Raw genomic sequence first — 15,135 nt, 5'->3', positions numbered from 1 at the left:
TCCACCTCCAGGACTCCCCCTCGCTGCGATGTGCGCGCCGCGCGCCGCCGGTTGAGTGGTCCTCATGAATCAGCAACCAGCCGCCGACCCGCCCGCCGTACGGCTCAGTTCGGTGACGCGCTCCTTCGGGAAGTCCGCCGACGCCGTCACCGCCCTGGACGACGTCAGCCTCACCATCCCCGGCGGAACCTTCACCGCCGTCATGGGGCCCTCCGGTTCCGGCAAGTCGACGCTGCTCCAGTGCACGGCGGGTCTGGACCGGCCGACCGGCGGCCGGGTGTTCCTCGGGGACACGGACCTGACGGGGCTCAGTGAGCGGAAGCTGACTCTGCTGCGCCGCGACCGCATCGGATTCGTCTTCCAGGCGTTCAATCTGCTGCCTTCCCTCACGGCGGCGCAGAACGTGGCGCTCCCGTTGCGGCTGGCGGGCCGACGGCCCGAGCGGTCCGAGGTGCGTGACGTGCTGGAGCAGGTCGGTCTCGCCGACCGGGCCGGCCACCGGCCCGCCGAACTGTCCGGCGGGCAGCAGCAGCGGGTGGCCCTGGCCAGGGCCCTCGTCACCCGCCCGGAGGTGCTGTTCGGTGACGAGCCGACCGGGGCGCTCGATTCGCAGACCGGAAAGGAGGTGCTGACACTGCTGCGTTCCATGGTCGACCGGGGCCAGACCGTGATCATGGTGACGCACGATCCGGTGGCCGCCTCGTACGCGGACCGCGTGGTGTTCCTCGCCGACGGATCGGTACGGGACGAGCTGTACGAACCGACCGCCGAACAGGTCGCCGCGCGCATGACCGCAGCGGCGGTGGCCTCGTGCTGAGCCTCGCCCTGCGCTCGATGCGGACCCGCTGGGTCACGTTCATCGGCTCGTTCGTCGCCCTGGCCCTGGGCGTCGGGCTGATCGCCACCACGGGAATGGCGCTGGCGGCGACCTTCAGCGCCCCGGAGCGCGAGCCGGAACGGTTCGCCGCGGCCCCGGTCGTGGTGCGGGCGTCCGACACCCTGCGGATCGCGACACCGATCGGGGAACGCACACAGCGACTGGCCGACCCCCGGCCGGTGCCCGCGGAACTGGCCGCCCGGCTCGCCACCCTGGGACGTACGGCGCAGGACCGGACGTTCCCCGTCCGCATGGTCTCCGGGGGCGAGGACCTCGTCGGTCACCCCTGGTCGGTCGCCGCCGCCACTCCCTACCGCCTCTCCTCGGGCCGTGCCCCGCGAGCCCCCCACGAGATCGTCGTGGCGACGGATGCTCATGGCGGCTTCCGCGTCGGTGAGCGAGTCGAGCTCGCCGCGGCCTCCCGGCACACCCCCGAGAACGTGACCGTACGGACCGTCGTCGGCACCGTGCCGCCCACCGGCTTCGAGAACGCCGTGTTCTTCGGCGACGCCGAGGCGGCCCGTATCTCGCCGCCGGTCGACGCGGTCGTGGTGCACGCCGACCCCGCGGCCGTACGCCGCTTGGTCGCGGGCGCCCCCGGCATGACCGTCCTCACGGGTGACGAACGGCGCAGGGCCGATCCCGACCCCGACCGGGACAGCGAAGCACTGGTCGCAGTCAACGCGATGCTCGGCACGGCGGCCGGCATCACCGGCTTCGTCTCGGTCTTCGTCGTGGCGTCGACGTTCTCCTTCACGGTGGCGCAGCGGCGGCGCGAGTTCGGGCTGCTCCGTACGGCGGGTGCCACGCCCGGTCAGGTACGGCGCATGGTGGTCGCCGAGGCAGCCGTCATCGGTGTGCTCGCCTCCGCGGCGGGCTGCCTGCTCGGCGACGCCGCTGCGCCCCGGCTCGCTTCCTGGATGACCGGTGCGGGAATCGCGCCGTCCTGGTTCGCCATCGGTGACGTGACATGGCCGCTGCACGCCGCGTTCTGGACGGGACTCTTCGTCGCGCTGGCCGGTGTCGTGGTCTCCTCCCACCGGGCGGGACGGATCGGCCCCACCGAGGCACTCCGCGAGTCCGCCGTCGACAGCCGGACCATGCCGCCGAGCCGTCTCCTGGTGGGCTCCGCCGTCCTGCTGACCGGCCTGGGGCTGCTGGCCTGGGCCCTGTTCACCGATCCGGGGGACATACTGAAACGGAAGACGTACGTCCTCCAGCCCATGTGGCTGATCGTCGGCTTCGCGCTCTTCGCCCCGCTGCTGGTACGCCCGCTGACCCGCCTGCTGACCTGGCTGCCCGCGCAACTCCCCGGCGCCACTGGTCTGCTGGCCCGGCAGAACGCCTCCACTTCGGTGCGCCGCACCGCGGCCGTCGCCGCGCCGGTCCTCATCACCGTCGCCCTGGCCGTCTCGCTGCTGGGCACCGTGGCCACTATCAACGGGGCCAAGGCCACCGAAGCGGCGGCGCAGACCGGCGCGGACTGGGTGACGGCGGCCGACGAGGGACGCACCCTGGACCCGCGCTTCCTGACCCGGGCTCAGGAAGTCCCGGGTGTGATCACCAGCGCCTCCCGCTCGACCGCCGTCACCGTCCTCGAAGAGGGCACCGCGCTCATCCGCTCCGACGCCAGGGCCGTCGACCCGTCCGCCCTCTCCCGGGTCGCCCGCCTCCCCGTCGTCTCCGGCCGCATCACCGACCTGGACGACGACTCCATCGTCGTCAACGAGGAGTGGGAGACCCGGACCGTCGGGCAGCGGGTGAGCGTCTGGCTCGGCGACGGCCGCAAGGTGTCCCTTCGCATCGCCGCGGTCCTGCGCGTCGGCACCGGCTCCAACGGGGTGTACGTGACACCGAAGAACGCGGCCGGCGCCGGGATCGACCGTATCGACATCAAACTCCTTTCCGGAGCGGACCGTCCGGCCACCGCAGCCCTCCTGGAAGAGGCCGGCCGGGCAACCGCCACCCCGGTCCTGACGAAGGACGCCTGGGTGGCCGAGCACTACCCGCGCACCAGCGAGAACACCCGCATGGGGCTGCTCCTGATCCTCGGAATCGCCCTGCTGTACACGGGCATCGCCCTCGCCAGCACCCTGGTGATGGCCACCTCGGACCGGGTCCGTGACCTCGCGGTGCTCCGCCTCACCGGCGCCACGAAACCGCAGGTCCTGCGTCTGGTCGCCGTCGAAGCCCTGGCGGTCGTGGCCGTGGGCGCCGTCCTCGGCGGCGCGGTCGCCGCCCTGAACCTCCTGGGCGTCAAGGGCGCCCTGGAACTGCTCGCCGTGAGCTCTCCGGTGATCGTGCCCTGGGGCACCGTGGGCGCACTCGTGGCCGCGAGCGCCGCCCTGGCGACGGTCTCCGCCGTCCTCCCGGCCCTGGCGGCCCTGCGCACCCGGCCGGTCGAACTGGCCGGGATGCGCGAGTGACGCTCCCTCAGCCCTGCGCTCCGGTCACGACGGGCCGTTCCGAGGGCAGGCCCCACTCGCTCCAGGACCCGTCGTACACGGACAGTCCGCGATACCCCGCCAGTTCGGCGCCCAGCGCCAGTACGCAGGCGGTGACTCCGGAGCCGCAGCTGAAGACCAGCCGCTCGCGCTCCCCCGCGAGCCCGTCGAAGGCGGCTCGCAGTTCCGCGACCGGAAGCATCCGCCCTTCCCGCTGAAGCTCGACGAAGGGCAGATTCACCGCACCGGGCATATGGCCGCTCCGCAGCCCCGCCCGGGGCTCGGGGACCGTACCCGAGAACCGCCCCCGGGCACGGGCGTCGAGAACGACGGCCGCCGGATCGGCGAGAGCCGCCGCGACCTCACCGCTCCCGACGACGAACCCGGCACGCGGCCGGGCGGTGAAGTCGCCCTCCGGCACGGCGGGCGCGGGCCCGCCGCTCTCCAGCGGCAGCCCGGCAGCCGACCAGGCGGGCAGCCCGCCGTCGAGCACGGCGACCCGGTCGAAGCCCATCGCCCGCAGCATCCACCAGGCCCGGGCACTGGAGTAGATTCCCACGGCGTCATAGACGATCACGGTGTCGGCGTCGTGGACGCCCAGCGCCCGCATCTCCCGCGCGAAGACGTCCGCGCCGGGCATCGTGTGGGGCAACGGCCCGGAGTGGTCGGACATCGCTCCGTCGATATCGAAGACCCGAGCCCCCGGAATCCGCCGCTCCGCCCCCCGGTCCGCGCCCACGGAGGCATCGAGCACCACAAGGCCCGGCTCCCCGAGCCGCTCCCCGAGCCACTCGGCACCGACCAGAGGACCGGGAAGAATTCCCACCGGCTCCCGCACACCCACGTTTCTCTCCCACTCTCAAAATCTCTCGAAAGGACATGGGTCCCGGGCGGGGACTCATGCGGCCCCGCACTCCGGCCCGGGTACTGGACTCGTCCAGTTACCGGACTCGGAAGATCACCGCGAGGAGCCGTTCCGCTCGCACCCGGACCTGCGGTTCCGGGTGCCACATTGCCACGGAGAGCACCACCGTGACCATGGCGAAGAAAGGGTACGAAAAGGCTGCGATCTGCGCATCAATTCCCATGCGAGGGAGATTACTTGACGCCCGGAATTCACTAATTTACTCATATGCGAGCGCGGCATAAAGTTATACGCGTCCACGCCATGGAAGTGCGCTGATCAGGCATGGTGTGTGCGACCTTTTCAGCCACCCCCTGGCCGAGTTCTGCTGTGCCCCACTTCACACGGGCTTCGCGCGATGAGGGCGCGAAGATCGGCGTGCCGCCCCCGTTCGGACCCCCGTTCGGACCCCGTTCGGACCCGTTCGGACCGTCCGGGCACAAGAAAAAGCCCCAGGTCCCGGTGAGGAGTCCTGGGGCTTTCGCGGAGCCGCCTTCGGGATTCGAACCCGAGACCTACGCATTACGAGTGCGTTGCTCTGGCCAACTGAGCTAAGGCGGCACGCCCTGTCGCACTATGGTGCGATCAGCAGCGGGCCCAAGTCTACACAGTTTCCGGGGGTGCTCCGTACCGGCCGCCCCCGGAGACGTATCCGCAGGTCAGGTGCGGGAGAAGCGGGTCAGGAGCACTTCTTGCCGGCCTTGGGGGACGTGCCCTCCAGGAGGTACGTGTTGATCGCCGTGTCGATGCAGTCGCTTCCCCGGCCGTACGCCGTGTGGCCGTCGCCCTCGTACGTGAGGAGCGTGCCGGAGGAGAGCTGGTCCGCGAGCGACTCGGCCCACTTGTACGGCGTGGCCGGGTCCCGGGTGGTGCCGACCACGACGATCGGCGCCGCGCCCTTCGCTTCGGTGCGGTGCGGGGTTCCGGTGGGCTTCGCCGGCCAGTAGCCGCAGTTCAGCGCCGCCCAGGCGAAGCCCCTTCCGAACACCGGGGACGCCTCCTCGAAGCCGGGGACGGCCCTCCGGACCGCGGAGGGAGCGTCGAAGGCCGGGGGCAGGTCGAGACAGTTCACGGCCGCGTTGGCGAACATCAGGTTGGCGTACGAGCCGTCCGGCTCGCGCTCGTAGTAACTGTCGGCGAGGGCGAGAAGGCCCGAGCCGTCGCTGCGCTCGGCGCCCGCCAGGGCCTCACGGAGCTGCGGCCAGGCAGCCTCGTCGTACATGGCGGCGATCACCCCGGTCGTGGCCAGCGACTCGCTCAGCTTCCGGCTCTCGCCGGTCGGGATCGGCTTGGCGTCCAGGTCGGTGAAGAGCCGCTTGAGCGCGGTGCCCGCCGCGTCCGTGGAGGTGGTGCCGAGGGGGCAGTCCTCCTTCTTCACGCAGTCCGCGGCGAAGGACTGGAACGCCGCCTCGAAGCCCGCTGTCTGGTCGCGGTTGATGTCGATCGCCGGGAGGGACGGGTCCATCGCACCGTCGAGGACCAGCCGGCCCACCCGGTCCGGGAAGAGCTCGGCGTACGTGGCACCGAGGAACGTGCCGTACGACGCTCCCACGTAGTGCAGCTTCTCGTCGCCGAGCAGGGAGCGCAGGACGTCCATGTCGCGGGCCGTCTCGGCCGTGGAGACATGCGGGAGGACCCTCGCGGAGCGCTTCTCGCAGCCCTTGGAGAACTTCTCGAACGCGGCGCTCAGCCTGGTGACCTCGGCGTCGTCGTCGGGGGTCTGGTCGACCTGGGTGAAGGCGTCCATCTCCTTGCCGGTCAGACACTCGACGGGCTCGCTGCGGGCCACACCGCGCGGGTCGATGGCCACCATGTCGTAGCGGGCACGGACCGGCGCCGGGTAGCCGATGGCCGCGTACCCCTGGAGGTAGCCGACGGCCGAACCGCCCGGGCCACCCGGATTCACCAGGAGCGAGCCGATCCGCTTGCCCGGTCCGGTGGCCTTCTTACGGGAGACGGCCAGCTTGACGTCCCCGTCCTCGGGATTCCCGTAGTCCAGTGGCGCCTTCATGGTGGTGCACTGGAAGCCCTCCACACCGCAGTCCCGCCAGTTCAGCTTCTGCGCGTAGTACGGCTTGAGATCCTTGAGGGCCGCGGCCCCGGCGGCCGACGCGCTCGTCGTCGACGATCCGCTGCTGCAGCCGGAGATGAGGAGGCCGGCAGTGCCGAGCGCGGTGGCGGAGATGCGGAGCAGGCGCCTGGTGTCCATCCCCGGAGCGTAGTCGCCGGGTGACGACTCGTCCGATTCCCTGCTCATTCGGGTGAATTCCCCACCTGCGGCGGTGTCAGCCGGCCCGGAGCGCCATCGTCATCGCCTCCACCGCCAGCAGCGGCGACACGTTGCGGTCGAGCGCCCGGCGGCAGGCGATCACCGCCTCGATCCGGCGCAGGGTGCGCTCGGGGGTCGACGACCGCGCGATCCGGTCGAGCGTGTCTTCCGCGTCCGCGTTGGCGATGGCGATCCGCGAACCGAGCTGGAGGGCAAGTACGTCGCGGTAGAAGCCGGTCAGATCGGTGAGCGCCAGGTCGAGGCTGTCGCGCTGCGAACGGGTCTTGCGGCGCTTCTGCCGGTCCTCCAGCTCCTTCATCACCCCCGCCGTCCCACGGGGCATGCGACCCCCGGCGACGCCGCCGAGGGCCGCCCTCATGTCCTCGGTCTCCTTGCCGTCGACCTCGTCCGAGACCTGCTTGGCCTCCTCGGTCGCGGTGTCGATCAGCTCCTGGGCGGCCTTCAGGCAGCCACCGACGTCGTCGATCCTGAGCGGGAGCTTGAGCACGGCGGCACGGCGGGCCCTGGCCCGCTCGTCCGTGGCCAGGCGACGGGCCCGGCCGATGTGCCCCTGGGTGGCGCGGGCCGCTGACGCGGCGCGCTCGGGGTCGATGCCGTCCCGCCGGACGAGGACGTCGGCGACGGCGTCGACGGACGGTGTGCGCAGCGTGAGGTGGCGGCAGCGGGAACGGATCGTGGGCAGGACGTCTTCCAGGGAGGGCGCGCAGAGCAGCCACACCGTACGGGGGGCGGGCTCCTCGACGGCCTTCAGCAGAACGTTGCCCGCGCCCTCGGTCAGACGGTCGGCGTCCTCCAGGATGATGACCTGCCAGCGGCCGATGGCCGGGGAGAGCTGGGCGCGGCGGACCAGCTCGCGGGTCTCCTTCACACCGATCGACAGCAGATCGGTGCGGATGACGTCGACGTCGGCGTGCGTACCGACCAGGCTGGTGTGGCAGCCGTCGCAGAAGCCGCAGCCGGGGATGCCGCCGAGGGCCCGGTCCGGGCTGGTGCACTGGAGCGCGGCGGCGAAGGCGCGGGCGGCGGTGGACCGGCCGGAACCCGGCGGTCCTGTGAACAGCCAGGCGTGCGTCATCTTCGAGCCCGGGGGCACGGGCTCACCGGTGGCGATGGCGGTGACCAGCACATCGGCGTCACGGGCGGCCGCGGCGAGCTGCTCCTGCACCCGGTCCTGTCCGACGAGGTCGTCCCATACGGTCATGGGTCACCGCCCTTCCGGTGGTGTGGTGGTGCGTCGCGCGTGGGGTCAGCCGTGCGCCGCGCGTGGGTGTGGTGGTGCGTCGTACCGCGGGCTCGGGTGTTCCCGCGGCCGGGGGGCCGGGCCGGATTCCCATTGTGGGGGAAGGGTCTGACAATCCCGGCTTCCGTCCGCCGGAACGGGCCGCCCGACGGCTCTCCCGGACACGGCTGCCGGTTCCACGCCCTCGGCGGGCCCGGAATTCCGGGCCCGCCGAGGGGAGTGGGACGGATCGGTCAGCCGCGCGGACGGCGGCCCCGGCCGGGCGGGCCCGGGTCCTCGTCATGGCCGCCGAGCAGTTCGTCGGCCAGCGACGGCAGGTCGTCCAGCGGCGTCTCCTCGGCCCAGTCGGGCCGGGGGCGCTTCTGGCGGGCCTGACGGTCGTACGCGTCCTGGGTGGCCCGCGGGTCGTCGCCGATCTGCGGCAGCTCGCGCGTGCGCTCGTTCTCGCTCTCCGCAGCGGGCGGGGCAGGGCGCTCGTCGCGGAAGATGCCCGGCGGCACGCGGTCGGACGGTGCCTCGTCCCGTACGGGCGGCAGCACCGCCGTCTCGTCCGCGTCCCGTGCCGGACGGCGCCCGGCGGGATCGTCCACCCGCGGCAGCATGGCCGTTTCGGCGTCGTCCGCGGCCGGACGGCCGGAGCGGGGAGAGCGGTCGGAGCGCGGGCGGTCGGCCGGGGGCGCCACCGGCGAAGGCACCGGCTGCGTCACCTCGTTCGCCCCGACGATCGGCGTCGGCACCGTGAGCTCGTTGTCGGGCATGGACGGCCCGGACCGGTCGGACGGAGCGGACGGCTGCGAGCGTTCGGGGCGCTGCGCGCGCTCCGCTGCCGCAGCCGCTGCCGCAGCGGCAGCAGCAGCCTCGGCCTCCGCCCTGGAGGCCGCCTCCGCCTCCGCCCTGGACGCCGCCTCGGCCTCCGCCCTGGACGCAGCCTCCGCCTCTGCCCTGGACGCGGCCTCGGCCTCCGCCTGACGCCGTGCCTCCTCGGCCCTCAGCAGGGCCTCCTCCGCCTTGCGCTGCTTCTCCAGACGCCGTGCCTCGGCCTCCTTGCGCAGTCGCGCCTCTTCCTCGGCCTGCCTGCGAAGGCGTTCCTGCTCGGCCGCGCGCACCTGCTCCTCGGCCTCGCGCCTGGCCCGCTCCTCCTCCGCGAGACGGCGGGCCTCCTCGGCCCGCAGCCGGGCCTCTTCGGCCTGCCGCTCGGCCTCGCGCTGCCGCGCCTCCTCCAGCTCGCGGCGCTTGCGCTCCTCCTCCTCGGCACGGAGCCTGGCGAGCTGTTCCTGCCGCTCGCGCTCCAGCCGCTCCTCCTCGGCCTTGCGGGCCGCCTCTTCCTCGGCCCTGCGCCTGGCCTCCTCCTCGGCCGCCCTGCGCGCCTCCTCCTGGGCCTTGATCTCGGCCTCGGAGAGCGGGAGGAGCCGGTCGAGCCGGTGGCGTACGACGGTGGTGATCGCTTCCGGTTGCTGGCCGGCGTCCACCACGAGGTAGCGGACCGGGTCGGCGGCCGCGAGGGTGAGGAAGCCGGAACGCACCCGGGCGTGGAACTCCGGCGGCTCGGACTCCAGCCGGTCGGGCGCCTCCGTGAACCGTTCGCGCGCGGTCTCCGGGTCCACGTCCAGCAGCACCGTCAGATGCGGTACGAGGCCGCTCGTCGCCCACCGGGAGATCCGGGCGATCTCGGTCGGGGACAGGTCACGGCCCGCGCCCTGGTAGGCGACGGACGAGTCGATGTAACGGTCGGAGATGACGATCGCACCGCGTTCCAGCGCCGGACGCACGACCGAGTCGACGTGCTCGGCGCGGTCGGCGGCGTACAGCAGCGCCTCGGCCCGGTTGGAGAGCCCGGCCGACGACACGTCGAGCAGGATCGACCGCAGCCGCTTGCCGACCGGCGTCGCTCCCGGCTCGCGCGTCACGACGACCTCGTGGCCCTTGGCCCTGATCCACTCGGCGAGCGCCTCGACCTGGGTGGACTTGCCCGCCCCGTCGCCGCCCTCCAGTGCGAGGAAGAAGCCGGTGGCGGCGGGCGCGACCGTGGGTTCGCCACCGCGCACGGCCTCGCGCAGATCGCGCCGCAGCGGCACACCCGCGCGGTCGTCCGTCTTGGCCAGGAGCACCGCGGCGAGGGGCAGCAGCAGCGCGCCGATGAGCATCAGCGCGAACGCCGCCCCGCCGTGCGCGAAGACGAAGTCTCCGGAGACCAGCCGGTGCCGCCCGATGGCGGCGGCCAGCAGCGGGCCGCCGACGGCGCCGAGCGCGATGAGCACCCGGACGACGGCCTGAAGGTGCTCGGTGGTCCTGGCCTGCCGGAACTCCTCGGTCTCCTGATCGATGAGGGTGTGCCCCGTGCCGGCGGCGACACCGGCCGCGTAACCGGCGAGGAGCGCGAGGAGCAGCCCCGTCGCCGTGTCCGGCACCAGGCCGAGCGCGAGGAGCGCCACTCCGGTGACGGCCGTGGCGAAGGCCAGCAGCCGGCGCCGCGACAGGGTGGGCAGCACCTTCTGCGCCGTACGGATACCGAGGCCGGTCCCGCCGGTCAGCGCCAGGATGAGCAGCGCGAACGTGGCGGGGCCGCCGCCCAGGTCGAGCGCGTGCAGTACGGAGACCGCCGCCGCGGCGGCGATGGCTCCGGCGACCGCGGCGCAGGCGCCGACGACCAGCGGAACCGTGCCGGTGCGGCCCTTGTCGGGTCCCGTGCCGGTGACCGGACGGCGCAGGCCCTCCAGGGGCGAGCGCGGCCGGGGCGTCGGGAGTCCGGGCAGTTCGAGGAAGTACAGGGTCGAGATCGAGGCGGAGAACAGTCCGGCCGCGACGTACGACCCGAGCGCCGCCTGGTGGAACGAGAACCAGTCGAGTCCGGCGCCGAGCAGATTGCCGATCAGGGTGGCGATCAGCAGGGCGGCGCCGGCTGCGGGGATCGCGAGGAAGTTCGTCCGCAGGGAGAGCCTGCGCAGTGCGTCGAGGTGGTCGGGGAGCGGGCGTACGGCGGCGCCCTCGGCGGGCGGGGCGGGCAGCAGCGCGGGGGCCGCGCTCTCCTTCGCGATCGTCCAGAGCCGCTCACCGACGCCGGTGAGGAAGACGGTGATCAGGATCATCATGAGTGCCGTGTCGGGCATCCAGTCGATCCACAGCGGTGCGACGACCAGCAGCGCGAGCCGCAGCCCGTCCACTCCGATCATCAACCAGCGCCGGTCCACCGGCCCGCCCGGTCCCGTGAGCGACGTCAGTGGCCCCAGGAGTACGGCTCCGAAGAGCACCGTGGAAATAATCCGGGCGCCGAACACCGCGGCGACCGCAAGGGCCGCCCCTCTGTATCCGGCTCCGAATGAGCCCTCCAGGACCGCCGCTTGCAGCGACAACAGCACCAGCACGAGAAGGGCGAGTGCATCGCCGATACTGCCGACGAGCTGGGCGCTCCACAACCGCTTCAGCGGGGGAACACGCAACAGGGCTCGTACGGCGCGCTCGCGTGAGTCTGCGGCAAGTGTGTCGGAGGTGGGGCTCACGACCGTTGGCTGCTCGGCTCGCGTCATCCGCCCAGCCTATCCGGAGCGACGCGGTCACCGTTGGCCCCGTCCGAACATACGGCCGCGGGGGGTGTGGGGCGGGCGCCCGCGGAGCCCGCCCCCACTCCTCTGGAAGGGGCGGTACGGCGCACGGGACGGCGGGGCCCGGAGGCCCCGCCGTCCCGTGCGTGTGCCCGGTCCGTCCTCGGTCAGTCTTCCGTCGAGGCCGACGACGAGACCGTCTTCTTCGCCGCTGTGGCCTTCTTGGCCGTCGTCGTCTTCTTGGCCGCCGTCGCCGTCTTCTTGGCGGCCGTCTTCTTCGCCGCCGTCTTCTTCGTGGCGGTGGTCGTCTTCTTCGCCGTGGCCTTCTTCGCCGGGGCCTTCTTCGCCGTCTTCTTCTTGGCGGGACCCTTGGCGCGCTTCTCGGCCAGCAGCTCGTAGCCCCGCTCCGGCGTGATGTCCTCGACGCTGTCGTCGGTCCGCAGCGTCGCGTTCGTCTCGCCGTCCGTGACGTACGCGCCGAAGCGACCGTCCTTCACGACCACCGGAGCCCCGCTCACCGGGTCGGTGCCCAGTTCCTTCAGCGGCGGCTTGGCGGCGGCCCGGCCGCGCTGCTTGGGCTGGGCGTAGATCGCCAGGGCCTCTTCGAGCGTGATGTCGAAGAGCTGGTCCTCGGAGGTCAGCGACCGCGAGTCCGTGCCCTTCTTCAGATACGGGCCGTAGCGGCCGTTCTGCGCGGTGATCTCGACACCCTCGGCGTCCTCGCCCACGACACGCGGCAGCGACATCAGCTTGAGCGCGTCGGCCAGCGTCACCGTGTCCGGCGACATCGACTTGAAGAGCGAGGCGGTCCGCGGCTTCACCGCGTTCTTGCCGGTCTTGGGCGTGCCCTCGGGCAGCACCTCGGTGACGTACGGGCCGTAGCGCCCGTCCTTCGCGATGATCTGGTTCCCGCTCACCGGGTCCGCACCGAGCTCGAAGTCGCCGCTCGGCTTCGCCAGCAGCTCCTCCGCGTACTCCACGGACAGCTCGTCGGGGGCCATCTCCTCGGGCACGTCGGCGCGCTGGTGCCCCTCGGAGTCCTTCTCGCCGCGCTCGATGTAGGGGCCGTAGCGCCCGACGCGCAGCACGATCCCGTTGCCCACGGGGAACGAGGAGATCTCCCGGGCGTCGATCGCACCGAGGTCGGTGACGAGTTCCTTCAGACCGCCGAGGTGGTCGCCGTCGCCGTTGCCCGCGTCGGAGGCCGCACCGGCGCCGTCCGTGCCCGCGCTCGCACCGAAGTAGAAACGCTTCAGCCACGGCACGGACTGGGCCTCGCCCCGCGCGATGCGGTCGAGGTCGTCCTCCATGCGGGCCGTGAAGTCGTAGTCGACCAGCCGGCCGAAGTGCTTCTCCAGCAGGTTGACCACGGCGAAGGAGAGGAACGACGGGACGAGCGCCGTGCCCTTCTTGAAGACGTAGCCGCGGTCCAGGATGGTCCCGATGATCGAGGCGTACGTCGACGGGCGGCCGATCTCGCGCTCTTCGAGCTCCTTGACCAGCGAGGCCTCGGTGTAGCGGGCGGGCGGCTTGGTGGCGTGACCGTCGACCGTGACCTCGTCGGCGGACAGCGCGTCACCCTCCGCGACCTGCGGCAGGCGCCGCTCGCGGTCGTCGAGCTCCGCGTTCGGGTCGTCGGCGCCTTCGACGTACGCCTTCATGAAGCCGTGGAAGGTGATCGTCTTGCCGGAGGCCGAGAACTCGGCGTCCCGGCCGTCGCTCGCCCGGCCGCCGATCTTGACGGTGACCGAGTTACCGACGGCGTCCTTCATCTGGGAGGCGACGGTCCGCTTCCAGATGAGCTCGTACAGCCGGAACTGGTCGCCGGTTAGGCCGGTCTCGGCAGGGGTGCGGAAGCGGTCGCCCGAGGGGCGGATCGCCTCGTGCGCCTCCTGCGCGTTCTTGACCTTGCCGGCGTAGGTGCGCGGCTTGTCCGGCAGGTAGTTCGCTCCGTACAGCTGCGTGACCTGCGCCCGGGCCGCGGTGATCGCGGTGTCCGAGAGGGTCGTGGAGTCCGTACGCATATAGGTGATGAAGCCGTTCTCGTACAGCTTCTGCGCGACCTGCATCGTGGCCTTGGCCCCGAAGCCCAGCTTGCGGCTGGCCTCCTGCTGGAGGGTGGTCGTACGGAACGGGGCGTACGGCGAGCGGCGGTACGGCTTCGACTCGACGGACCGGACCGCGAACGTGGAGTCGGCGAGCGCCGCGGCCAGGGCGCGGGCGTTCGTCTCGTCCAGGTGCAGCGTCTGGCCGGAGGCGGACTTGAGCTGCCCGTCCGGACCGAAGTCACGGCCCTGGGCGATGCGGCGCCCGTCGACCGCGCTGAGGCGGGCGGTGAGCGTCGAGGGATCGGAGGCGTCACCGGTACGGCCGGTGGCGAAGGTGCCGGTCAGGTCCCAGTACTCGGCGGAACGGAAGGCGATGCGCTCGCGCTCCCGCTCGACGACGAGGCGGGTCGCGACGGACTGGACACGGCCCGCCGACAGGCGGGGCATGACCTTCTTCCAGAGGACCGGGGACACCTCGTAGCCGTAGAGGCGGTCGAGGATACGGCGGGTCTCCTGGGCGTCGACCATGCGCTGGTTGAGCTCGCGCGGGTTGGCGACGGCGGCCCGGATCGCGTCCTTGGTGATCTCGTGGAAGACCATCCGGTGGACCGGGACCTTGGGCTTCAGGACTTCCTGGAGGTGCCACGCGATGGCTTCGCCCTCGCGGTCCTCATCGGTGGCGAGGAAGAGTTCGTCGGACTCGGCCAGCAGCTGCTTGAGCTTCCTGACCTGGGCCTTCTTGTCGGCGTTGACGACGTAGATCGGCTGGAAGTCGTTCTCGACGTCCACGCCGAGACGGCGTACCTCACCGGTGTACTCGTCCGGCACCTCGGCGGCGCCGTTCGGGAGGTCGCGGATGTGCCCGACGCTCGCCTCGACGACGTATCCGGGGCCGAGATAGCCCTTGATCGTCTTCGCCTTGGCAGGCGACTCGACGATGACGAGTCGGCGGCCGCCCTGTGCGGTCTCGCTGGTCGGGGACAACTTCGCTCTTCTCTCCGGTCGGCACTCAGTGGGCATCCGGGGCAGCGCAACGACGCTGCCCGCGGTGCTGTCGCTGCGGAGTGTGACGGTACAACCCGCCCCCGTGTCAAACGGCAAAAGCCCGCAACGGCCACTCGAACGGTAACCCGACTTCCGCCATTCCTGCCGCCCGGACCGCTCGGACCGCAGTGCGCACGCCTCCTGCCTGCGCATTCCGAGGCGTCGACGAGGTGGCTGGCCGGAGCCCGCCGGAGGCGCCCCGCCCGGGGTCAGGCCCTGCTGGGGAAGGGAATCAGACGCGGGTGAAGCACCAGACGCCGACGACGAGGAACGTCGCGCCGAAGAGCGTGGCGAGCGCGGTGGAGGCGACGGGGCTCACACCGTGAGCCACCGGCGCGCGGTGGAGGGTGCGCGCCCCTGTCCAGATCAGGAGCGCGGCGCCGAACAGTGCGAATGCCGTACCGGCGAAGACCGCGGTGACGTTCTCCATGTCCGTACCCCTCAAACCCACTCGTCGTCGTGATGCGTCCCGGGTGTGGCCGGGACGGCCTGCTGCCCGGCAGGGGGAGGCTGCCACGCCGGGGCGTCGCCGACACGAACCCCGGGTGAACAGCACTCCCCCGGCCCCTTCTCACATCACGTCGAAGGTCGCGCGGCGCCGGCTGCCGCGCATCCACGCGGGCAGCTCAGTGCGGGACACGTTCGCCGGTCAGCAGGAGCAGCACGGAACCGGCCACATTGGAGACCAGGAAGACATCGCGGAAGCGGAGCCGAGCGCCCCCGGGGCCAGGCCGGACGCGGAGCATCCG

General features: G+C 72.1%; 8 protein-coding genes and 1 tRNA gene. 2 read left to right on the top strand and 7 right to left on the bottom strand.

The features are described from left to right. The first annotated feature begins 64 nt into the window (after positions 1 to 64). Positions 65 to 817: an ABC transporter ATP-binding protein gene (locus ACFWSK_RS13485; protein WP_383784402.1), complete on the top strand. Its 753-nt coding sequence runs from the start codon at positions 65 to 67 to the stop codon at positions 815 to 817. Further along, positions 811 to 3,303, top strand: a complete 2,493-nt coding sequence (locus ACFWSK_RS13480; protein WP_383784399.1) for an FtsX-like permease family protein — start codon at positions 811 to 813, stop codon at positions 3,301 to 3,303. The genes ACFWSK_RS13485 and ACFWSK_RS13480 overlap by 7 nt, the downstream gene beginning before the upstream one ends. 7 nt (positions 3,304 to 3,310) lie before the next feature. Here the strand turns inward: ACFWSK_RS13480 and ACFWSK_RS13475 are convergent, their stop codons facing one another. The 7 genes from ACFWSK_RS13475 to ACFWSK_RS13445 all read right to left on the bottom strand — a co-directional run bounded on the left by ACFWSK_RS13475 (position 3,311) and on the right by ACFWSK_RS13445 (position 14,816). Continuing rightward, complete coding sequence (locus tag ACFWSK_RS13475; protein ID WP_383784396.1) at positions 3,311 to 4,147, bottom strand: sulfurtransferase; 837 nt, start codon at positions 4,145 to 4,147, stop codon at positions 3,311 to 3,313. A gap of 565 nt (positions 4,148 to 4,712) precedes the next feature. Beyond that, a tRNA-Thr gene (locus ACFWSK_RS13470) sits at positions 4,713 to 4,786 on the bottom strand. 118 nt (positions 4,787 to 4,904) lie between these two features. After that, positions 4,905 to 6,434, bottom strand: a complete 1,530-nt coding sequence (locus tag ACFWSK_RS13465) for an alpha/beta hydrolase (protein ID WP_383784392.1) — start codon at positions 6,432 to 6,434, stop codon at positions 4,905 to 4,907. A 76-nt stretch (positions 6,435 to 6,510) separates the two neighbouring features. Beyond that, positions 6,511 to 7,716, bottom strand: coding sequence for a DNA polymerase III subunit delta' (locus ACFWSK_RS13460; RefSeq protein ID WP_383784389.1), 1,206 nt, complete (start codon positions 7,714 to 7,716; stop codon positions 6,511 to 6,513). Between the two features lie 272 nt (positions 7,717 to 7,988). Then, on the bottom strand, positions 7,989 to 11,279 hold the full coding sequence (gene tmk, locus ACFWSK_RS13455; RefSeq protein ID WP_383784386.1) for a dTMP kinase: 3,291 nt from the start codon (positions 11,277 to 11,279) through the stop codon (positions 7,989 to 7,991). A 182-nt stretch (positions 11,280 to 11,461) separates the two neighbouring features. Beyond that, a complete protein-coding gene (gene topA / locus ACFWSK_RS13450; protein WP_383784384.1) occupies positions 11,462 to 14,326 on the bottom strand; it encodes a type I DNA topoisomerase in 2,865 nt (954 codons plus the stop codon). 292 nt (positions 14,327 to 14,618) lie between these two features. Beyond that, a complete protein-coding gene (locus tag ACFWSK_RS13445) occupies positions 14,619 to 14,816 on the bottom strand; it encodes a hypothetical protein (RefSeq protein WP_383784382.1) in 198 nt (65 codons plus the stop codon). Positions 14,817 to 15,135 lie beyond the last annotated feature (319 nt).

Source organism: Streptomyces sp. NPDC058620 (genome assembly GCF_042717135.1).
Taxonomy (GTDB): Bacteria; Actinomycetota; Actinomycetes; order Streptomycetales; family Streptomycetaceae; genus Streptomyces.
The sequence above is the reverse complement of the archived record's forward strand: the minus strand, read 5'-3'. Positions and strand labels throughout refer to the sequence as shown.